Here is a 21,129-nt window from a genome sequence, read left to right as displayed (position 1 = left end):
GTTGCGCGGCACAATGTCGCGCAACCCTCAGACCGCCAAGAAAGGCGTGATTCATCGTGGAAAACCACGCACTTGGCCCTGACGGGGGCCACGAAGTCCCACAAAACCCGGCCCGCGTGCAGCTCACCGGCATCGCCAAACGCTACGGAGCAGTCCGAGCCATCAGCAACGCCGACATCGTTCTCTACGGCGGCCGCGTGCACGCCCTCGTCGGAGAGAACGGTGCAGGCAAGTCCACGCTGATCAAGATTCTCGCCGGCGCGGAGAGCACGGACGCAGGACTAATCGAATTCGACGGCCGCCCGGTCACCCTCGGAACAACCTCGAGCTCCATCGCCCTGGGAATTGCTACCGTCTACCAGGAGCCGCAGCTATTCCAAGAGCTTACGGTCGCCGAGAACATCTTCGCGGGCCGCGAACTGCGCCGCCACGGTCGCATTGACTGGGCGAAACAGCACGAAGCCGTCGTCGAACTCCTGGCACTCATCGGCCTCGAGGAACGTTACGCGCCGATGACGGTCTCCGACCTCTCCATCGCCGAGCAGCAGCAGGTGTCCATAGCCAAGGCACTCGCTCAAGACGTGACCGTCCTCATCCTCGATGAGCCCAGCGCAATACTCACCGACGCCGAGATCGAGAACCTGTTCACCGTCATTCGTCGGCTCCAGGAACGCAACGTCGCTGTCGTCTACATCTCGCACCGGCTGGACGAACTGGCGCGAATAGCCGACGAAGTCACGATCATGCGCGACGGTCGAACGATCGCGACGCACGAGATGAAGGATGTCAGCATCCGCGCCATCGCCGAGGCGATGGTCGGGGGAATGCATGCGGTCCAGTCTCGTGAGCATAAGGCGGAGCCAGGACCGGCCCGATTCGAGCTGGTCGGCCTGGCACGCAGCAACCGGTTCCACGACGTCAACGTCACCGTCGCTGCTGGGGAGATCGTAGCGCTATACGGCCTCGTCGGATCGGGTGCCTCCGACATCGCCGCCACTATCTTCGGCATCCTCAAGGCCGACGCTGGGACCATGCTGCTCGACGGCTCCCCTGTCACCCCCCGCAACCCCCGCCACGCCCAAAAGCTGCGCATCGCCCTACTTCCAGCCGACCGGAAACGCCAGGGAATGTTCGCCTTCCAGACCATCGCGTTCAACGTCTCTATCGGCCACCTCCCCCTCCTGACCAAGTTCGGACTGTGGGTAGACCGCAAACGCGAGACAGTGATCGCGAAGGACATGATCACCCGGCTCGCCGTGCGAACCCCAAACGAGTTGCAGGCGATCGGCGCCCTCTCCGGCGGCAACGCCCAGAAGGTTGTCCTCGCCCGCCAGCTGGTGGTCAACCCGCGGCTGCTCATCCTCGAAGAACCTACCCAGGGCGTGGACATCGGCGCCAAAGAAGAGATCCATCTCCTTATCTCCCAGATGGCCGACCAAGGCACGGCGGTACTGGTCGTCACCTCAGACCTCCCCGAAGCACTCCGCGTGGCCGACCGGATCCAGATCGTCCGCAAGGGAACGACGACAGTCACTCTTCCCCCCACCGCATCACAAGTCGACCTGCTGGCAGCCGCCGCAGGGGAAGAACCCGAGAACTCACAAGAAGGAGCCGGCCATGAGAACCGCTAGCGCGCTCTCACCCCGTGGCAGCGAAACCTCCACACCGCGGCGCAATCGGATCCGGCAGCTACCTGCCGCCGTGTCCGGTCAGGAAGTCGTGCTCGTCGGGGCGATCGTTGCGCTGTGGGTACTGCTGGGCCTCACAACCCCGGCATTCCTGTCCGCCGGATCGCTGCAGCCGCTCCTGTCGAACATCGCCCCCATCGCGATCATCGCCATCGGCCAGACCATCATCATGATCTCCGGTGGCATCGACGTCTCCGTCGGCAGCATGGTCCTGGTCTGCGCCGTGGTCGCCGCGAAACTGATGGTAGTGTTCGACACCCCGCTGATCGTCACGATCGCCGCCGCCATGCTGGTCGGCGGGCTCCTCGGATTGTTGAACGGTGTGTTGATCGCTGTCGGGCGTGTGCACCCGATCATCATTACGTTCGCAACGTCGAATATTTTCCTCTTCATCGGCCTGCGAATCTTCGACTCGCAGACCGTCACCGGCATTCCACCCACCCTCGCTGTTCTCGGCAAGGGCATCAACGGACGGTTCCTCGGCATCCCCGTCTCATTTCTTGTCATGATTTTCATCGCAGCAGCTGCCTGGTACTACCTGCGCTACGTCGCGGGAGGGCGCCACTTCTACGCGATCGGCAGTGACGGTCCCGCCGCACGACTGACCGGGATCAAGGTGGATCGTCGCGCAGTACTCGCCTATACCGTGACCGGACTGCTGGTCGGCCTCGCCTCCTGCATGATCCTCGCCAACGGCACCCAAAACCTCGACCAAACCGTCGGTACGGGCCTGTCGCTGGCCACGATCGCCGCCGTCGTCATCGGCGGCACCTCAGTACTGGGCGGACGCGGCGGGGTCCTCGGCACCATCCTCGGCGCAATTCTGGTCCAGACCGTCGCCTCCGGAGTGACCCAGCTGGGTCTTCCCTCGCAACTCGGCGACCTGTTCGTCGGACTATTCATCATGGTCGCGGTCGGAACCGATCTGCTTCGGGCGCGCGCAAGGAGGCGAGCATGACTTCCATCAAGATTCCGGCACCAACTCCGGACACGAAGCCCAGTCCCGACTCTGGACAGACTCAGGTTCAACGGCTCGTAAAGGCAATACTCACACAGCGCGTTATGCTGCTGGCCATCCTCGTTGTGCTCGTCGTCGTCATCATGTCGGCACTCGACGCTGCGGGCTTCCTGGCGGGGTCGTACAATTCCGATTATCTGTCCTCGAGCCTCATCAATGCGGTCCCACTGGTAATGCTCGGACTTGCCCAGCTCGTCGTGATCGTCTCCGGGCGTGGCGGCATCGACCTGTCCGTCGGGGCCATCGTCTCTCTGGTCGGCATGGTCTTCGGCTTCTTCTACGGCGTTTGGGGACTCCCCCTACTAGCGTCCGTCATCGGCGCCATCGCCGTCGGTGCCGTCCTCGGCGCTGTTAACGGCGTCATGGTCGCATACCTCGGATTCCCACCCCTTATCGCCACCCTGGCCACGTACTACGTTTTTCGGTCACTAGCGATCGTTATCAACAACCAGCAGCCGATCAGCACCAAGCCGATTCAGGACCTCTACTCGCTATCAAACTCCGTCGAGATACCCCTGATCGGCCAATATCTTCCCAACGTTCCGCTCGGCGTCGTCCTGTTCCTCCTCCCCACCGTCGTCGTGGTGTGGTTCCTGCTCAACCGAGCACCCTACGGCCGCCGCCTGTTCGCCATCGGAACGAACGACATTGCCGCTCTCTGGTCCGGCGTGAACGTCGCCGCCTCCCGTGCGATCGCCTACACCGTATCCGGAGCCATCTCGGGACTGGTCGCGGTGGTCACGGTCTCGCAGTTCGCATCCGCTCGTCCCGATGCCGGCGATTCTGGAAGCGGAATGGCCCTGCCATCGATCACCATCGCGGTACTCGCCGGCGTCGCAATCACCGGCGGTATCGGACGCGTATCGGGCGTCGTAGTCGCTACGGTCCTGATCATCTGGCTGAACGCTGGCATCCTGCTGCTCTTCGTCGGCAACGTTGGATCCCAGCTGCAGTCCCTCGCCCTCGGCGTCATCCTCGTGTTCGCGGCCCTGCTCAATGGATACACCAACCGACGCTACCGGGTGATGGGCTGATGCCGGCAATCGTCGCCCCAGCATCCGTAGCGCCACTACTTGAGACACTGCGCCGGACAGCGCGGGAATCCGGAGCCCGCCAGCTCATCGGCATCGTCGGGGCACCCGGAACAGGTAAAAGCACATTCGCCCAGTATCTGGCCGATCAACTCGGCAACGACGAATGCGTTGTCGTGCCCATGGACGGTTTCCACCTCGCGAACACCATCATCGAGGGCACACCCCTGCAATCTAGGAAGGGTGCGATCGACACCTTCGACGCTGGCGGCTACCTGTCTCTGCTGCGACGCCTCAAGGAGCGGGACGAGCCGGTCGTGTATGCGCCCAGCTATCGGCGGGGTCTTGAGGAGGCCATCGGAGCATCGATCGCTATCCCCAAGTCGGTAGCGTTCGTCATCACGGAGGGCAACTACCTCCTCTCCGACATAGACCCCTGGAACCGCGTCCGGGAGTTCCTGTCCGAAACCTGGTTCGTCGACACCCCCCGAGAAGTTCGGATCGGTCGCCTCATCGAACGCCACGTCGCCTTTGGGAAGGACCTGGAAGCTGCGACAGCATGGGCGGAAGGCCCCGATGAGGCCAACGCACGGTATATCGAGACGACGAAGATCCACGCCAACCGCATCATTGAATGGAGTTGATCCGGCATGCCGACCGCTGCCGACCATCCCCTCCCGTCCCCCGACACGCTCAGGGAAGAGTCGAACCGGAATTCGCGTCTTAAGGACAGCACCTCGCCGACATGACCGCGCTCCTCGCGTTCCAAGCCGGGACCACGCGGCGGTCAGCTTCTTTCGGTGTCAGAAGACTTCGGTGTGATCCTGCCCGGGGGACGCGCCGCAGAGTCAACAGCACTGCCCACCGCTGGTCTTCATTTTCCTCTACGCTCCCCTCTCTGCTCGGGCCGGACTGCGACCACGTCAAGCCGAACGGTGTCAAAGCGCGAGTGGCCATGGAAGACGAGAGCGGACACGCGTCGCCGCCGAGACCGGAGACCTCGTCGCTTCCAGCGAGTAGTCGCGCCACCTCCACCAATTCAAAGAAAGAGAGGCTCTCCCAACGGACCCACGGTTACGTCAGGAGAGCCGTAAAACTGATGCTTATCTCCCTCAAAACGTGGCGCCAGGCTCTTTAGGAGCACCGTTTTATTCGGGTTCGTCGGTCGACATGCCGACTCACCATCTACACGCACGATGCCTGCCATTGCGTTCCATTTCCTATTCGTATCGCTTTATTCAGTGCCGCACCGCAAACAATCTGGTCTGCTTTCAAGGGGGGTCTCCTACCCTCCCCCGTGTGAAGTGCTCCGTCTCTCGGGTGCCCCTGCCGAGACCCGATGCCATCTAGGCGTGCGCGCGCTCTCCGGCGAAGCGCAGCGCCATCGACTCCATTTGCTCCATCACGAGTTTGATCGCAGCGGGCTGCTGGTCGGGCGGGTAGCCGTTCACGACGAGTAACCGCTTGATCGATGAGCGCAGCTTGGCGCGCACGTCGTGGCGCACGGTCCAGTCGGTGCGCACGTCGCGGCGCATCACCTGCACGAGGCCGCGCGCGATGTCGGCCAGCTTGCCCTCGCCCTGCAGATCCACTGCGGACTCGTTCTGGGCCACCGCGTCAAAGAATGCCAGCTCATCGCTGGTCAGCGCCGGCTTGAAGTGCAAACCACGCTGCGACTCGGCGGCGACCTCCCGCGACATCTCCACGAGCGCGGCGATCACCTCGGCTGAAGTCAACTGCTGGTTGGTGTACTTGTTCATCAGCTCGGTGATGCGCTCCGAGAACGCCCTCTGCCGCACCATGTTGTTTCGAGTGGATGCCACGGCCTCCTCGGTCAGCAACTTGCGCAACGCTTCAATCGCCAGATGCGGGTTGCGCGCCTGCTGCGTCTTGGCCACGAACTCTGGTGTCAGATCACTGAGCGACGGCTTGGGCATGCCGGCGGCCTCGTAGATGTCGAGAACCTCACCCGACGACGTGGCGGACGAGATCAGCTCCCCCAAGAGCCGCTGAATCTCCTCCGGAATCGGCTCACCACGGGACTGCCGCTCGTTGGCGTCCCACTTGGCCATCCAGACGCGGACTTCCTCATAGAACTTCACTTCGGGGCGCAACTCGGCGATATTGTCCGATCCCGAGCACAGCGCCCAAGCCCGTGAGAGCTGCCCCGAATACCGGCGGTACTTCACGCCCAGCGTCTCTTCACCCTCCACGATCTGGTTGCCGCGCGTGCCAGGTGCCCGCAGAAATTCAGTAGCCCCGGTCACCGCATTCAGATAGGCCTTCGGTCCGGCCTTGTGCAGCACGGCCTTCCAGTCGCACCCGGCCAGGAGACCGCGCAGGGTCTCGACCAGCGTCTCGGTGAGGGCGACCACTTCGGCGATGTTGCGGCCGAGCGGCTTGCCGGTCTGGTCATCCGCTGTGTATTCGGCGAGCGCCTTGGCGAGGTTTTCGGCGAGCGGCGCGTAGGCCACGAGCAGCCCGTCTTCTTTGCCGCGAAAGGTGCGGTTCACCCGTGCGAGCGTCTGCATGAGCAGCGCACCTTTGAGCGGGCGGTCGAGGTAGAGGGTGTGCAGGGGCGGTGAGTCGAAGCCGGTGAGCATCATGTCTTTCACGATCACGAGTTCGAGCGGGTCGTCGACGTTCTTTAGCCGGGCCTTGATCGCATCGTTCTGCGAGGTGCGGCGCACGTGAAGGCTGACCGGCGGCTGGTCCGTCGCAACCCCAGAGTAGACGACCTTGATGACACCCTGATCGACCGCAGCGGAATGCCACTCGGGCCGCAACGCCACGATTGCCTCGTACAGCAGCGCGCAGATTTCCCGTGTACCGCCGACGATCATGGCCTTGCCCGGTGCCGCGATGAACTTATGCATGCGCTTGCTGCGGTTCTCCCAGTGCTCCACGATATCCAAAGCCAGGGCCGCGATGCGTTCGGGCGCGCCATAGACCGCGTTGACCACGGCCACGCTCTGTTCGATGCGGGCGCGCTCGGTTTCGTCGAGTCCCTGGGTGGCGTCGTCGGCCGCGTCGTCGAGCATCTCTTCGGTGACATCGGCTGCGAGTGACACCTTGATCAGCCGCGGCTCGAAGTACACCGGCACGGTCGCGCCCTCGTCGACCGCGCGCGACAGGTCGTACACGTCGATGTAGTCACCGAACACGTCCTGCGTGTTGCGGTCGTCGAACGAGATGGGCGTGCCGGTGAACGCGATCAGCGTCGCGTGCGGCAGGGCGTCGCGCAGGTGGCGGGCATACCCGTCGAGGTCGTCGTAGTGGCTGCGGTGCGCCTCATCGACGATCACGATGATATTGCGCCGGTCCGACAGAAGCGGATGCTCCAGCCCGGCATGCTTCTCGGCCTGACTGATTCCGAATTTCTGCAGCGTGGTGAAGAAGATTCCGCCGGTGTTGCGCTCAGTCAGCTTCTGCCGCAGGTCGGAACGCCGGAGGATCTGCTCCGGCTTGCCCGGCAGCAGCAGGCTGCGATCAAACGACGAGAACAGCTGCCCGTCGAGCTCCTTGCGGTCGGTGATCACGACCACGGTCGGGTTCTTCAGCTTCGGATCCAGCGTCACCAGGTTGGTGTACAACTCCATCTCCATGGACTTGCCCGACCCCTGCGTGTGCCAGACCACCCCCGCCTTGCCATTGCTCGCGACGGCCTGCACGGTGCTCGCGACCGCCTTGTTCACCGCGAAAAACTGGTGCGGCTTGGCGATGCGCTTGGTGAGACCATCATCACCCTCATCGAACGCGGTGAAATAGGTCAGCAGCTGCAGAAACCTCTCCTGGTCGTACAGCCCGGCCAGCGCGGTGTCGAGCCCGGTGACCGCGTCGCCGTCGCCCGTGGTCGAGCCGGGTGGAACCGGCTTACCGTCCTCGTCGACGTTCCACGGCGAAAAATGGTTGAGCGGAGTGAACGGCGTGCCATACGACGCCGACTGCCCGTCGGAGGCCAGCGTGAACACGCAGAACCGAAACGCCAGCGGAAACTCACGCAGGTAGGTCTGCAACTGGGCGTGCGCGGCGGCCACGGTTGCCCGCTCACTGCCCGCCTTCTTCAGCTCGATGATGCTCACCGGCATGCCGTTGCAGTACAGCACGATGTCGAACCGGCGCAGGTAGTCGCCCTGGCGCAGGGTGACCTGGTTCACGGCCAACCAGTCGTTCTGCGCCGGGTCAGAACTGATCAAGCGGATGCTGGGGCTCACCTCGGCCCCGCTGGCATCCAAATAGGTGAACGGAAAGCCATGCACGAAGTACTCGTGCATGCGCTGGTTCTCGGTGATGGCGTCCATCGACTTGGGGGCGGTCAACTCGGCGAGCGCCTGCCGCAGGTACTCCACCGGAACCGTCGGGTTCAGGTTGCGCAGCGCCTCGAGCAGGCGCGGGCGAATGAGCAGCTCACTCCACGACTCGCGCTCCCCCGTGCCCGGCGCGATCTTCTCACCGGGCAGCGGCAGCCAGCCCAGCGGCTCCCCCAGCTGATCGAGCGCGAAGTTCTCCCACGCTGCTTCGGACAGCCCCTGTGGTGGACTCGATGTCGTGATCGTCATTGCCTACCCCTCAACTGCGGCGACGCTGATTTGTCATGCCACGGTTTCCAATATGTCGAGCGAAATTGCCGTGCCCTGTGGTGACTCATTTGCGATGCCATACGGGACGTGCACACTTGCAACAAATTCTGCCGTGGCAGTGAGATGGCCTTCCTGGTCATCAAAGAAGATATGCGGACGTAGAACTTTAAGGACGGAGCCTTTGGAAATACCGCCAAGGAAAAAGGCGTCGTTTACCGTTATTCCCCAGGCGCTGAGTGTTCTCACGGCGCGTTCATGTGCGGGCGCATTTCGGGCCGTGACAATTGAGATTCGCACCCGTGGCTGATATTGAGGTTGCTCCAGCTTCTTGATCTTTTCTAGATTCTGGATCATGTGTAGATCCTTCAGAAGCTCGCGTAACGGTCCCGCGCTAAGAGATCGATCAAGGTTGAAGACTTCATGATCCTGAAATCCTTTCAACCCGCCAGGGCCCTGAAAAATTCTTTCAGATTCGTCGTCGGCCAAGACACCGTCAAAGTCGAACGCCACGCGCACTTCGCCACCATCCTCGGCGTAGCTCAAATCAGAAGGCATCACACGGCCGGCCGGAAACCCGAGTTCGACAGCCTTTCTTACGTCACGTTCATCTGCGGACAGAAAGAGGGACATCTCGAATGCACCGATGTACTCGTAGGGCGACTTGCCCTGCGTGAAAACTGCGCGAGTAATGGACAGCCCGTGGGATTCGATGGATCGCATGACTCGAAGTCCAGTAGTTGGGTCGTTTTTCGAAAGGACTATCACTTCGACCAAGGGGTCGCCTATCGGACTCAGGTCGTTCAGCCCCAGTAGTCTCTGAATGAATGGGAAAGCCACCCCGGGAAGAAGCTGAGTATCTATGTTGGCATCTTGATAAGTTCGATACGGTTCTTCCCCCTCCGCGCGAAATATGGCATCCGATTCGCTCAGGTCAAAAAGCGCGCTCGATGCGACACCGACGACGAGTCGGTTAGTAAGTACATAAGCCATGATCCCCCCAACTTTCTTGCGCATGGCGCATCATCTGATCTTAACGAAACAACTCCAAGCTCCGTCGCTTATTCTGACCAGAGATCAAACTCTGACTATGACCGGCTGCGTTCCCACAAGACACAGGCCAGTCGGGTGGTCATTTTTAGTGGTTTGTTCAATCGTGGGCGTCCGGGGAAATCTCTTCACCGGCGAGCTCGGCTTCGATCGTCTCGATTGTGGGCAGGCTGGAGGCGAATTCTTCCGGCAGGGAGTCCGTGATGGCATCCTTCCACTCGGCCACTCCAATGGGCATCGATGAGCTTCGGAGCGCGTACTCGGCCACGACATTGTTCTTTGTCTTGCAGAGCAACAGCCCAATGGTTGGCTTGTCGTCGGGGTGGGCAAGGAGATCGTCGACGGCGGCCATATACATGCCGAGCTGCCCAACGAAGCCGGGGCTAAAGGCCGTTGACTTCAACTCGACGACGACGTAGCAACGCAACTGCAGGTGGTAAAAGAGGAGGTCGGCAAAGAACTCGTCGCCGCCGACCTGCAAACGCACTTGCTCTCCAACGAATGCGAAACCCTGGCCGAGCTCCACCAGAAATTTCTGCACGTGCGTCACCAACTGCGTTTCAAGTTCACGCTCGTTGCGCCGGTCGGTCATCGCGAGAAAATCGAAGACATAAGGATCTTTGGTCGCCTGCTGGGCCATGTCCGAGTCTGCTGGCGGAAGTGTCGCCGCGAAGTTTGTGATTGCCTTTCCTTCGCGCTCGATCAGTCGCGCGTCAATTTGATGCGCCAGGATGACGCGGGACCACCCGTACTCGACTGCAGCGGCCGCGTACCAGAGGCGAATATCTGGATCATCCAGCTTCTCGACTAGGACAATCTGATGGCGCCACGGCAATTCTGCAACGCGTTGCAGAATTGGATAACTCGGCCATGCTGCAGCGAATGTACGCATGTATCGCAAATTTCTGGGCGAGAATCCGCCGGAACCCGGAAAGGCGGCCTTTAGATCGGTCGACAGCCGTTCGATAACGCCGCTGCCCCACCCTTCCTCACTCTGGCGGTCCAGAATTAGCCAGCCAATGGTCCAGTTTGTCGCCGCCAACTCTCTATTCACCGCAGTCGTCGCCCCAAGTCGGCCTACATTGACACGTTGAGTGATGGCATCGAGAAGCGTCTGATACCAGTCAGGCATCGCCACACGAGCAGGCGTGCTCGGGAACGATGCGTTATTCGTCGCATTCGCCTCTGCGTCTGTCGGTTCATTCGTGGATCTCATGACCCAGTCTCCTCAAGTCGATGTAGTGCACCAATGTTCCCTACCTCGTCGCAGCCCAAGCTCGCGCACACGATTGACGCTCTACGAAAATTCTGGCAGGTACCACCGACATTAGATTTGTACGCCTTCACCGCTGCCCGAGGTGCCTGCCATGACCGGCGCGACCATTTCGTTGATCGGGCCTTCCTACAGATCGCAATGCGCATGACGCTGGCCGCGATCCCAACGCGGGTCGCGTTGGTTGATGGAGATCTCGGCAAGCTCGATCAACGGATGGGGCCAGTCTTCAGGGCGGGCATCACAGCACGCCCGCGAGCGACTTCTCGGCGTTTTTGACGCGCAGCTTGCCCGACATGAGCTGCGGGAGCAGGGCGTCGCGCGTGGCGGCGAGGGTCTCGTTTTCGGCTAGATGCGCATCCTCGGACTGCGAGAGTTCCGACAACCGCGCGCCAAGCTTGTCCTGATGCTCACGAGCAGGCAACAGCACACGAAGATTGCCGAGGTCGACTCGCGACAATTCTGTCTGCCCGGTGCTGCCCTCTCCGAGTTCTTCGATTGATTGTTGCATCCTCAGGAGGCCATAACCGGCGGCAACTGGGTTCGTCTGGGTTGCATTAAACCGCACAATCGAGATGTGTGAATCGGTCGTCGCTCGGTCGTCGCGGGTCCAACGGGCAACCCGCCCCAAAGTTCCTTGGCCGGTCGAATTCACCAAAACATCATTGACCAAGAGGATCTTGTCATCTCGGACTTTGGAGTCATTGGTGCGGCGCGAGGGAGCAAGTGAAACTCTTTGACCACGCACGCACTTCTGATTCAGGATCATCGTTGTACCAACGGCGTCCTCAGAATACGCAGGCGTTACACCTCTTGAAACCAGGGTCGTGACGTCTGAAAGCAACGATTCAACTGATCCTTTCTGAAGCGCATCTTCGAACAGCGCTCTGGAGAGCCCGGCGGATGTCGCGGCGATCCTAGTGTTGGCGGCGATCTTCTCGTCGAGCGAGCCCAAGACCTCGGCGACCGCTTGCTGGTCACGAAGGGGCGGCACCAGAAGGGGCACCCGCGACAGCGTTGTTTGATTCAGCGACAGGAGTGTGGAACCGGAAGCATGCTGCAGGAGCCACTCACGAATGTGGGGGCCTTGGAGTTGATAGGCCACGAATTTTGAATCTACAGACGACGCAAGTCGAGCTCGAATTCCATCGGAACCGAGGAACCAGCCCTCTTGGTTGGGTTGAACCCAAGCGCTGCGGTCCACTGCGCCCTTGCGTCCAAAGACTATGTCGCCCTTTCTTAGGACGTACTCCGCAAGCCTCGTCGTAACTTCAGAGGAGACTCGCGGGGTATCGCGTCGTAGAACCAAGGATCCGTAGGCGACCTCACCAACGGATATGACCGGCACGCCATGAGAGGAATACTCGCTCGCTTTGAGCGTCGTGCCGAATGGGCCCGTCTTGAAAGAACCCCCTCCCTCAAGAACAACCTCACCCAGCGTCGTCTGCTCCCAGTCAGTCACGAGACGCGCCCCAACTGCTCGCGCACGACCGCCGCAAGGCGCTCGGACTCGTCGAACTGGGCGAACAGCTCGGCGCTCAGCCGGGCGATCTTTTCCTCGATCGGCTCGGCATCCTCTTCGGCTTCGGCGGCGCCGACATAACGCCCAGGGGTCAACGCATAGTCCGCGGCTTTGATCTCGGCGAGTGACGCGGAGTAGGCGAAGCCGGGCTCGTCTGCGTAGGTGAAGCCAGCATCCGCAGCGGAGGGCGTGCCGCGCCAGGCGTGGTAGCTGGCGGTGATCTTGGCGATGTCCTCATCCGAGAGGGCGCGCTCGGCGCGGTCGACCATGGTGCCGAGGTTGCGGGCGTCGATGAAGAGCACCTGGCCGGTGCGGTCGATGCTGCCCTTCTCCCCCGCGGTCTTGTCTTTGGCGAAGAACCAGGTGCACACCGGAATGCCGGTGCTGCGGAACAGCTGCGTGGGAAGGGCGACCATGCAGGTGACGAGGTCGGCCTCCACAAGCTGGGCGCGAATCTCGCCCTCGCCGCCGGAGTTGGACGACATCGACCCGTTGGCCATGACGACGCCGGCGCTGCCGCCGGGGTTGAGCTTGGAGATGATGTGCTGAATCCAGGCGTAGTTGGCGTTGCCGGCGGGCGGAACGCCGTAGCGCCAGCGGGGATCCTGCTCGTTGCGAGCCCAGTCCTTGATGTTGAAGGGCGGGTTGGCGAGGATGTAGTCGGCCTGCATGTCGGGGTGCTGGTCACGGGCGAAGGTGTCGCCCCAGCGGCTGGCGAGGTTGCCGTTGAGCCCGTGGATGGCGAGGTTCATCTTGGCCATGCGCCAGGTGCGCTCGTTGAGTTCCTGGCCGAAGACCGAGAGCTCCGAGCCCTCTTTGTGGTGGTTCTCGAGAAACTTCTCGGCCTGCACGAACATGCCGCCCGAGCCGCAGCACGGGTCGTAGACGCGGCCGCGGGTGGGTTCGAGCATCTCGACCAGCACGCGTACGACCCCGGCCGGGGTGTAGAACTCGCCGCCGCGCTTGCCTTCGGCCTTGGCGAACTTCTCCAAGAAGTATTCGTAGACCTCGCCGAGCAGGTCGCGGGCTTTGGTCGAGCCTTCGCCGGTGAAGCGGGCAGAGTTGAAGAGGTCGAGCAGTTCGCCGAGGCGGCGCTGGTCGACGCCGTCACGGTTGTAGATGCGCGGCAGGGTGGCTGCGAGGGTGGGGTTGGCGACCATGATGAGGTCCATGGCCTCGTCGATGAGCTGGCCGACCTGTTTGAACGGCTCACCGGCCGCACCCGGGATACCCTTGGCGTTTTCGGCGATGTAGGTCCAGCGTGCGGCGGCCGGCACCCAGAACACCCTACGGCCGGTGTATTCGTCGACGTCGTCGATGAGCTGGCCGATCTGGTCCTCGTCGAGGCCGTCGGCGGCGAGTTCGGTGCGAATCTGCTCGCGACGCTCGTCGAAGGAATCACTGACGTACTTGAGAAACACCAGGCCGAGAATGACGTCCTTGTACTGCGAGGCGTCCATGGATCCGCGCAGCTTGTCGGCGGCCTTCCACAGGGTGTCCTTTAGCTCTTTCATGGTCGACGGCAGGGCGGCGATCTTGGTCTTCGGTGCCACTAGGTGGTTCCTTTCGATGGTGCGTTAGAAGCAAGGGTGATGGTGCCGGCGGTGATGCCGGTCATGAGCAAATCGGTGAGCTCGTCGAGCTGCCCCAGCCGGTCGCGCGTCTGCTTCTGTTCCCACCGTAGCGAGGTGAGGGCATCGGCGAGCGCGGCGCGTTGGGTTAGGGCCACCTGGCGTGCTTTCCACGCCCGCCAACGGCGATGGCCCGGGGGCAGCGCGGCAATGTCGGCGGCGAGCACCTCGGCGAGCAGGCCGTTCGGGTCTGCGCGGTCGATGCGTAGAATTCGGGCCGGAAACAGCACGACCGAAGTTCCCTCGGTATCGACCAGGGCGGCTGGCTTCGGAGAGGTACAGAACACGACGTCTCCAGGCTCCGTCACCCGCCCGGACGGATACCCCGCGGCGAACCTCAGGCGGTCGATGCTACGGTGGCCGAGCTCTGTGGGGTTCGCGACTTCAGCCGGGCCGATCAAGCGGATGCCGTCCACTTTTCCGACGATCACATCCTCGGCGGCGATTCGGTTGCCGGGAATGTATCGCAGGTGCCCGGCGGTGAGGAGCTCGTGCACGGTCATCGTGTTGGAGCTTTGATCTGGGGTCGCGGGGAACACGGTGAGGTCGCTATGGAGGGCCGTGACCAGCCTGTCGATGTCGATGGCAAGCGCCGCCGCCGACTGCTCGGGTGCGACGGCCACCGTGTCAACTCCGGCGATCAGAGGTTGACGGCTCGCGAGCAGGGTGCGGGTGAGCGCGAGCCGGGCGAAGCGAAAGGAGTGCGCTCGCACGGTGCTGCGGTCGCCGAGGGAGGCGACGAGGTCGCTCACAAGGTCGTCGATCACCGCGGTGTCGAGCGGTGTGGCCACGAGATCGGCCACCATCGCGTAGCGGTCGGCGAGGGCGTGCTGGGTGTGGGCGGCGCCGAGCACCCAGATGGCCTGCAGCTGCTGGGGTTTGCCGCTGAGCATTCCAGCGGGCAGGCGCACGATGGCACGCACCCGGCCCGAGCGCAACAGCGAGGAGCGCAGTTGATCGGCTTCGGGGCTGAGCCCGATGTCGGTGAGCACGGTGGCCGGGGCCAACACCACGGCGAGTTGCTGGTCGGTGAGCTGTAAGACGATGTCGTCGATGGCCGACAGCATCTCGACCGGGGTCATGGTCGGTTGGGCGGCGGACGGGTATTGCGCGATGTGTACGGCGGAACCGTCCACGGTGAAGGCACCCGAGGGCTGAACCGGCACCCCGGTGCGCACGATGCCGTGCACCATCAGGCGACGCCGTTGCAGCCGGGCGGCCGGATCGTCGTCATTCGCGGTCAGCACCGGCAGATCGCGGGGGTGCGCCTCGTGAATCGCCACCAGGAGGTCGCCCGCACTACCCGTCGGATCGACGACTACAGAGTCGGCGTGCTGGGTGAAGCGCAGCGCCGTAACGGTGTGGGTCATCAGGTCGATGGCTGCGCGGCTGAGAGTGAGGTCGCCCTCGTCGGCGAAGTTGCGCTTTGCGCGGTCGGTGAGCATCCGTTCGAAGGCGGGCGCTGGGCCGTAAGCGGCCTCAACGAGGGCGTCGACGTACTCGGCCAGGGCCACCAGGCGGGTGCCGAGAGCGTCGACCTCGCGAAAGAGCAGGTCATCGTCGGGGTCGTGCTCGTCGGCGGCGTCGAGCAACTCGGCCGCGGTCAGCCCGCCGAGCGCGTGGTCACCCGCCTCGCGGAGGGCGAGCAGTGCCGTGACGCCGCGGAACGCGACTTCGTCGAAGTCGTGGCGGGCGGAGACGGCGTAGGCGGCGGCATCCGCTGTGGCCTCGCGGTTGTTGCCGCGGCCGGTGCGTTCGAGCCAGCCGCCGACCTGGCCGGCGTCGAAGAGGTCGACGCCGCGCTGGCGGCTGATCGGGGCCGGAAACGGCGCATCGGTGCCGGCCGCGCGGCTGCGCCAAACCGAGACGACCGGGCGCTGCACGTGGGCGAGGGCAGCGATGTCGGACATGGTCATCAGCAGGCTGGTGTCGGTGATCGTCATGCGGCGCTCCTCTCGTGGTGACCTCAGCCTACGATCGCCTCGGTTTGTAATGCAACACGAACTAGTGATAACCCCTGTTATCGCTAGCAGAACCGTTGATTTTGTAGCAAACCAATAGTTTGGTGTCGTGCCCACCTCAGTCGGTCGGTACCGGCGGGTGAGGAACGGTCGTTGTCATTGGGGGGAATGACCGCCCCACCCGCTCCCACTGCAGACCAGCTAGAGGAGCCACATCATGGAACCAGCACCAACCGAGAACCCGTCCGAAGAACTCGCATCACCGCCGATGGCACAGGGCACCGCGTTCAACAGACGCGACCTCACGATCGGTCTAGTCAGCCTGGGCATCGGTCTCATCGTCGGTGTTGGCGGCACACTCACCGCAACGTCGCTCGGTGGCGGGACCGGCTCCTTCTTTCCGTCCGCCGCCATCGTCGCTGCCACCGAGACGTGCGACGTTGTCGACAACGTGTGGATCACCGTGGGCGACGAGGGCGAAAGCCTTTCGATGCAGAGCGACGGCGAAGAGTCGCCCGGCGCTGACTATGTCGACGTGCTCTGCGTTCTCGACCAGCTCGAGGTACCGGACAGCGTCAACACGCGCATCGGCAGCACCCGCGCACTCGACGGCCGACAGACCGCGACCTGGGACGATTTCGACGCCTCCTGGGGCTACCACCCGGGTAGCGGTCTCGACATCGTCGTCGAACTTTCCCAGCAGTAACTCTGCCTTTCCACTCCACGCACCCACCACAACAAACAGAGGATCACAACATGCCCACGACCAACCACAACGCACCCCCGGCCGGAGTGCCGACCACTCAGCAGGAGCAGTTCCTTCAGCCAGCGCCGACAGCGGTGCCGGCCACGGACGCGCGAATGATCGGCCCCGCGGTTTCCCCGAAGTCCTTTGTGGCTACCTGGCTGTTCGCCTGGCTACTCGGCGTCTTCGGCGTTGACCGCTTCTACCTCGGCAAAATCGGCTCCGGCATCGCCAAGCTGCTGACCTTCGGCGGCCTGGGAATCTGGTGGCTCGTCGACCTCATCCTCGTTCTCGCCCAGGGCCGCGACAAGCAGGGACTGCGCCTCGCCGGGTATGACCAATACAAGAAAATCGCCTGGATCGTCACGGGCGCGGTAACCGTGCTGTCAATGATCGTCTCCGGAGTCAACGCGAGTAACGCACCGAGTGACATTCCGGCAGCCGTGGCTCCGGTCGTTGATTCGGCAGTCGAACCGGCCGCAGAGGAACCCGTCGTTGAAGAGCCGGTGGTGGAAGCGGTGCCGGAGGACACCGTGCAGTCATGGGCCGACGACGCCTTCGGCACCTTCGAGGTTGTCACCCAGGCCGGTGCCGGCGACAACCTTGTCACGCTGCCGGCCGGCGCCACTGCCGGAATCGTCACCGCAACCCACGACGGCACGAGAAACTTCGCCGTCTCTGTGCTCGACGCGAGCAACGCATCCACTGGGCAACTGCTCGTCAACACAATCGGCGCCTACAGTGGGACAACACAGTACGGCTTCAACTCTTTCGGTGAAGACACGACCCTGCAGATCACGGCTGATGGAAACTGGAGCCTGACCATCGCACCCATCTCTGCGGCACCCGCACTCGTCGCATCCGGTGCCGGCGACGGCGTGTATCTCTTCGACGGCTCCGCCGGCAAGCTCACGGCCACGCACGACGGCGCGAGGAACTTCTCGATCATCGAGGAGACCGGCGAAGCCTTCAACATGGGGCTGCTCGTCAACGAGATCGGCGCCTACTCCGGAACGGTGCCGCTGAGCTCAGGCCCGTCCGCCATTGTCGTCAGCGCCGACGGAAACTGGACGCTGCTGGCCGAATAGTCTGCCCGAAATGGGGTGGCGGAAGCCGGGCGAGAGCAGTCCGGCCCCCGCCACCACGCAGTAGCGTAAATCGACACAGGGGGAACCACCATGAACGACAGCAACGACAGCAACGACAGCAACGACAGCAACGAAGCGATTCCCACACCGCCACGTGCGAAATCAAAGAGGTTCGACCCTTTCACCCGTTGGCTCCCTAAGTTAAAGCGGATTCCCGACCTCCGCACCAAGCGCACCCCTTTCCTCGCCCTGGTCGCCACAGGGGCTGTCGCAGCAATCGCAATCGCAACGCTGGGTGTTTTACTCGCGGGCCAAGTCGGCGCAACCAATGACCTTCAAGCAGAGTTCACCTCGAAGAGTGACAACTACGACTCACTCCGAACCGACTGGGGCAAGCAAAACGATACGATCAGCGGGCTGCGGTCGAAAGTTGGTGCTGCGGAGGTGCGCGAGGAAAACCTTGCGGGCGCGGAGGCCGCACTCAGCGTTCGTGACGCCGAATTGACCGCTCGCTCATCGGCCTTGGACACGCGCGAGGGCGCAATCAAGGGTGCCGAAGATGTCGTCGCCGCCAACACGTTCGCCGGCGACGGAACATTTCGGGTTGGCACGGATATCCAGCCGGGTACGTATTCCTCGGACGGCGGATCGAACTGTTACTGGGCGCGTCTGAACGCCACCGGCGACGACATCATCGACAATGAGCTCAGCTCGGGTCCGGCCGTGATAACGGTACAAGCCTCGGACGGCCTCATCAAAACATCGCGCTGTGCTCCGTTCACGAAGTCCGGCTAGGGTCGCTGTCCTCCGTGAGCACTCTGCCGTCGGAACGCTCTGACCGACGGTGTGTTTCCGAGGATATCTGCGAGCTGTGGGTCATCATCACTGTCGCCGAGAAGCAGGGGAATGAACCGGGTGAGGGCGGCGAAGCCGCTGGCCTGGTCCGGGTACACGCCGAGCGACACCAGATGTGTGCTCCCGTTCGAGGTGCGTGTTTTCCATGTCCAGAATCTTTGACGTGTGGGCAAAACGGCCATCCGGGCAAAACGAAACCCCCTGCTCCCCAGTGAAACACTGGGATGTAGGGGGTTTTTCGTGGCGGTACCGGTGGGATTTGAACCCAAAGTCCCGCCCAGTCACAGCCTGGCGGAAGGCCCGCTGCCCCGTAAATTCAACGGTTTTCGGTCACCATCGGGCTTCAACAATCACCTCGAATTTTTTGAAGTGTGGGCAGAATGTGGGCACGGCCTCGAAAACTAGTGTCGATAAATCGTGTGTCCGGACGACCCGGACTGGTTGGGTGCCCCTCTAGATCGGCGTAGGCCGCGCTTGCCGCCGCCGGGTAAACCGTTTTCGTTGCGACCTCGACCCGCGGTAGAGCACGACGCACGCCTCGCTGAGTCCGTCGGTAAGACAACGAAGACCGGGGCGCACGTGCGCCCCGGTCTTCCTGCGCCGGGTTAGTCCTGTGTGCCGTCTTCGACGGCGACACCGTTGATGTCGTCACTCGTGTTCTCGGTGCCTGTTTCGGTACCGGACTCGGTGCCTGACTCGGTGCCGTTGTCGTCGGCGGTTTCGCCGTCCTTGGTGCCGTCTTCGACCTCGTTTTGCACGTTGTCGGTGTCGGCCGTGGCTGCCCCGGGCTCAACGGTCGAGGCGGACGACGAGGGGCTGGCGGGAGTGGCCTGGGCTCCGGCGGTAAGCGTGATGCCGCCGACGATGGCCAGAGCCAGGGCAGCTGCTGCGCCGCCGGCGATTTTCATCTTCTTCTGCATGGTGTGCCTTTCGTAAGGGGGCTCCGCGATTGCGGGGCCGTACTTCCAAGCTAGAGAGGGTCGCGTGAGATGAGCATGAGAGCCAGAGCTACTCAGCCAATTTAGGGGCGGAGTGGAAGCTTCACCGTGACGGTCGTGCCGACCCCGATCTGCGAGGTGATCGTGATGCGGCCATCGTGCGCGTGGATGATCTGCTGCACCAGGCTGAGACCGATGCCGTGCCCGGGCCGCGATCGTGCTTGGTCGGAGCGCCAGAACCGGTCGAAAGCATGCTTCAGGTCGTGGTCGTCCATGCCCATGCCGGAGTCGCGAACGGTGACGGTGCACGTGCTGTTGTGGATGTCCGTGCTCACGGTGACGATGCTCGGCGGCGCGCTGAATTTCAGCGCGTTGTCGATGAGGTTCGAGAGCGCTCGAGCGAGCAGGACTGGAGAGCCCAAAACAACAGTGGCTTGCCCCATGTTTACGTGTAGGCGGGCGGCATCGTCTGGGCTGCTGCCGCGCGCGTCCATATCGAGACGGACAAGTTCGTTCAGGTCGACGAGTTCGTAGGTTCTCTTCAGTTCGGCTCCTGCGCCGCGGGATAACAGGAGGAGGTCGTTGGTGAGTTGGGTGAGTCCGCCGACGGCGTCGAGGGCTGTGTGCATTGCCCGCTCGTACTCGGCCGGGGTGCGGGGGGTGAGGAGGGCGAGTTCGAGCTCACCCTGGATGATGCTCAGCGGGCTGCGCATCTCGTGGGAGGCGCCATCGACGAAGCGTTGCTGCAGGTCGTAGCTTTTCTGCAGCGGCGCCAGGGCGGCGCGGGCCATGAGAAAACTCGCGCTCGGGATCAGCACCAACAAGATGGCGTAGAGCACGATCAGTCCGGAGCGGAGGTTGGCGAAGCCCTGCTCGGCCGCGTTCAGCGCGCCGGCACCGTCCGATTCGGCGGCATCGATGTCGAAAGTTCCGGTGACGAAAATGTAGATTCCCACCGCGAACGCGGCGAACAGCACCAGTTGCACGATCGTGTAGGTCACGGTGAGTCGAACCAGCGCGCGGCGAAACATCAGCTGTCCGCGTGGATCAGATAACCGGCACCGCGCCGCGTTTCGATAATGTCCACCTCACCGGGTGCGGTCAACTTCTGCCGGAGGTAGCGGATGTAGGTCTGTACGACGTTGCTAAACCCCTCATAGTTACTGTCCCAGGCATGATCAATCAGCTCGGTGGCGCTGATGATGGTGCCGGCGTTGCTCATGAGGTATTCCAGCACAGCGAATTCCTTGCCCGTCAGCTGGATCGTGCGTCCCGCGCGCTGGGCGGTGCGGGTCGCCGGGTCGAGGGTGACGCCCTGGGCCTGCAGGACGGGTGCGTGAGCGCGCGGTGATCGTCGAAGGAGAGCACGTACCCGGGCCAGCAGCTCCACCAGGTGGAACGGTTTGACAAGGTAGTCGTCGGCGCCGGCGTCGAGGCCCTCCACCTTGGTGCGCATCGAATCCAGTGCGGTCAGCATCAGCACGGGCACGTTGCTATTGAATAAGCGGATGCGTCGGCACACGTCCATCCCTCCACCCGGCAGCCCCGGGAGCATCAGATCCAGAACGACCAGATCATAGGTGTCGATTTCGAAAGCTTGCACGCCGGCGGGCGCGGTATGGGCGACGTCGACGGCGTAGCCGGATTCGGTGAGGGTGCGCCGGATGACATCCGCGATGCGGATGTCATCCTCGACCACGAGCACCTTCACCCGCCGCCCGTCCCGCCCGATTTGCGACGTAGCGGGCAGCG

Annotated in this window: 16 protein-coding genes; 7 read left to right on the top strand and 9 right to left on the bottom strand. The window is 62.9% G+C overall.

Going from position 1 to position 21,129, the window contains the following annotated elements:
- The first annotated feature begins 56 nt into the window (after window positions 1-56).
- From E3O06_RS04330 to E3O06_RS04315, 4 genes are read left to right on the top strand one after another with little or no spacing between them, the layout of a single operon-like run.
- A complete protein-coding gene (locus tag E3O06_RS04330) occupies window positions 57-1,631 on the top strand; it encodes a sugar ABC transporter ATP-binding protein (RefSeq protein ID WP_134501769.1) in 1,575 nt (524 codons plus the stop codon).
- Window positions 1,618-2,646 (top strand): ABC transporter permease, encoded by a 1,029-nt coding sequence (locus tag E3O06_RS04325; RefSeq protein ID WP_134501768.1) that lies wholly within the window; start codon window positions 1,618-1,620, stop codon window positions 2,644-2,646. The genes E3O06_RS04330 and E3O06_RS04325 overlap by 14 nt, the downstream gene beginning before the upstream one ends.
- Window positions 2,643-3,740 carry an ABC transporter permease gene (locus E3O06_RS04320; RefSeq protein ID WP_134501767.1) on the top strand — a complete coding sequence of 366 codons (1,098 nt, stop codon included), beginning with the start codon at window positions 2,643-2,645 and terminating at the stop codon, window positions 3,738-3,740. Before E3O06_RS04325 ends, E3O06_RS04320 begins: the two co-directional genes overlap by 4 nt.
- Window positions 3,740-4,381 carry a nucleoside/nucleotide kinase family protein gene (locus E3O06_RS04315; protein WP_134501766.1) on the top strand — a complete coding sequence of 214 codons (642 nt, stop codon included), beginning with the start codon at window positions 3,740-3,742 and terminating at the stop codon, window positions 4,379-4,381. Before E3O06_RS04320 ends, E3O06_RS04315 begins: the two co-directional genes overlap by 1 nt.
- Window positions 4,382-5,083: 702 nt before the next feature.
- On the opposite strand, the gene E3O06_RS04310 is transcribed toward E3O06_RS04315, so the two are convergent.
- The 6 genes from E3O06_RS04310 to E3O06_RS04285 form a co-directional block, all read right to left on the bottom strand.
- Window positions 5,084-8,296 (bottom strand): type I restriction endonuclease subunit R, encoded by a 3,213-nt coding sequence (locus E3O06_RS04310; protein WP_134501765.1) that lies wholly within the window; start codon window positions 8,294-8,296, stop codon window positions 5,084-5,086.
- A 33-nt stretch (window positions 8,297-8,329) separates the two neighbouring features.
- On the bottom strand, window positions 8,330-9,331 hold the full coding sequence (locus E3O06_RS04305; RefSeq protein WP_241979855.1) for a 5'-nucleotidase: 1,002 nt from the start codon (window positions 9,329-9,331) through the stop codon (window positions 8,330-8,332).
- A gap of 133 nt (window positions 9,332-9,464) precedes the next feature.
- Window positions 9,465-10,580, bottom strand: coding sequence for a PDDEXK nuclease domain-containing protein (locus E3O06_RS04300; RefSeq protein ID WP_134501764.1), 1,116 nt, complete (start codon window positions 10,578-10,580; stop codon window positions 9,465-9,467).
- Window positions 10,581-10,878: 298 nt separating this feature from the next.
- Window positions 10,879-12,099, bottom strand: a complete 1,221-nt coding sequence (locus tag E3O06_RS04295; RefSeq protein ID WP_134501763.1) for a restriction endonuclease subunit S — start codon at window positions 12,097-12,099, stop codon at window positions 10,879-10,881.
- On the bottom strand, window positions 12,096-13,673 hold the full coding sequence (locus E3O06_RS04290) for a class I SAM-dependent DNA methyltransferase (RefSeq protein ID WP_166788105.1): 1,578 nt from the start codon (window positions 13,671-13,673) through the stop codon (window positions 12,096-12,098). Before E3O06_RS04290 ends, E3O06_RS04295 begins: the two co-directional genes overlap by 4 nt.
- Window positions 13,674-13,711: 38 nt before the next feature.
- Window positions 13,712-15,733, bottom strand: a complete 2,022-nt coding sequence (locus E3O06_RS04285) for a hypothetical protein (RefSeq protein WP_134501761.1) — start codon at window positions 15,731-15,733, stop codon at window positions 13,712-13,714.
- A gap of 235 nt (window positions 15,734-15,968) precedes the next feature.
- Between E3O06_RS04285 and E3O06_RS04280 the strand changes: the two genes are divergently transcribed.
- From E3O06_RS04280 to E3O06_RS04270, 3 genes are all read left to right on the top strand, one after another.
- A complete protein-coding gene (locus tag E3O06_RS04280; protein WP_134501760.1) occupies window positions 15,969-16,457 on the top strand; it encodes a hypothetical protein in 489 nt (162 codons plus the stop codon).
- 50 nt (window positions 16,458-16,507) lie between these two features.
- A complete protein-coding gene (locus E3O06_RS04275; protein WP_166788098.1) occupies window positions 16,508-17,584 on the top strand; it encodes a TM2 domain-containing protein in 1,077 nt (358 codons plus the stop codon).
- Between the two features lie 90 nt (window positions 17,585-17,674).
- Window positions 17,675-18,379, top strand: coding sequence for a hypothetical protein (locus E3O06_RS04270; protein WP_134501759.1), 705 nt, complete (start codon window positions 17,675-17,677; stop codon window positions 18,377-18,379).
- Between the two features lie 665 nt (window positions 18,380-19,044).
- Here E3O06_RS04270 and E3O06_RS04265 read toward each other — a convergent pair.
- The 3 genes from E3O06_RS04265 to E3O06_RS04255 all read right to left on the bottom strand — a co-directional run bounded on the left by E3O06_RS04265 (window position 19,045) and on the right by E3O06_RS04255 (window position 21,088).
- A complete protein-coding gene (locus E3O06_RS04265; protein ID WP_134501758.1) occupies window positions 19,045-19,359 on the bottom strand; it encodes a hypothetical protein in 315 nt (104 codons plus the stop codon).
- Window positions 19,360-19,460: 101 nt separating this feature from the next.
- Window positions 19,461-20,408 carry a sensor histidine kinase gene (locus tag E3O06_RS04260; protein WP_134501757.1) on the bottom strand — a complete coding sequence of 316 codons (948 nt, stop codon included), beginning with the start codon at window positions 20,406-20,408 and terminating at the stop codon, window positions 19,461-19,463.
- A complete protein-coding gene (locus tag E3O06_RS04255; RefSeq protein ID WP_134501756.1) occupies window positions 20,408-21,088 on the bottom strand; it encodes a response regulator transcription factor in 681 nt (226 codons plus the stop codon). Before E3O06_RS04255 ends, E3O06_RS04260 begins: the two co-directional genes overlap by 1 nt.
- Window positions 21,089-21,129: the final 41 nt, after the last annotated feature.

This window comes from Cryobacterium glaciale (genome assembly GCF_004402535.1).
Taxonomy (GTDB): domain Bacteria; phylum Actinomycetota; class Actinomycetes; order Actinomycetales; family Microbacteriaceae; genus Cryobacterium; species Cryobacterium glaciale.
Note: the sequence above shows the minus strand (reverse complement) of the source record. Positions and strands in the feature narration are given on the sequence as shown.

Coding starts and splice junctions, on each gene's coding strand:
- E3O06_RS04285 (WP_134501761.1), bottom strand. CDS start 15,733: ATGACGATCACCGACACCAGCCTGCTGATGACCATGTCCGACATCGCT.
- E3O06_RS04300 (WP_134501764.1), bottom strand. CDS start 10,580: ATGAGATCCACGAATGAACCGACAGACGCAGAGGCGAATGCGACGAAT.
- E3O06_RS04275 (WP_166788098.1), top strand. CDS start 16,508: ATGCCCACGACCAACCACAACGCACCCCCGGCCGGAGTGCCGACCACT.
- E3O06_RS04260 (WP_134501757.1), bottom strand. CDS start 20,408: ATGTTTCGCCGCGCGCTGGTTCGACTCACCGTGACCTACACGATCGTG.
- E3O06_RS04310 (WP_134501765.1), bottom strand. CDS start 8,296: ATGACGATCACGACATCGAGTCCACCACAGGGGCTGTCCGAAGCAGCG.
- E3O06_RS04270 (WP_134501759.1), top strand. CDS start 17,675: ATGAACGACAGCAACGACAGCAACGACAGCAACGACAGCAACGAAGCG.
- E3O06_RS04265 (WP_134501758.1), bottom strand. CDS start 19,359: ATGCAGAAGAAGATGAAAATCGCCGGCGGCGCAGCAGCTGCCCTGGCT.
- E3O06_RS04305 (WP_241979855.1), bottom strand. CDS start 9,331: ATGCGCAAGAAAGTTGGGGGGATCATGGCTTATGTACTTACTAACCGA.
- E3O06_RS04320 (WP_134501767.1), top strand. CDS start 2,643: ATGACTTCCATCAAGATTCCGGCACCAACTCCGGACACGAAGCCCAGT.
- E3O06_RS04290 (WP_166788105.1), bottom strand. CDS start 13,673: ATGAAAGAGCTAAAGGACACCCTGTGGAAGGCCGCCGACAAGCTGCGC.
- E3O06_RS04325 (WP_134501768.1), top strand. CDS start 1,618: ATGAGAACCGCTAGCGCGCTCTCACCCCGTGGCAGCGAAACCTCCACA.
- E3O06_RS04315 (WP_134501766.1), top strand. CDS start 3,740: ATGCCGGCAATCGTCGCCCCAGCATCCGTAGCGCCACTACTTGAGACA.
- E3O06_RS04280 (WP_134501760.1), top strand. CDS start 15,969: ATGGAACCAGCACCAACCGAGAACCCGTCCGAAGAACTCGCATCACCG.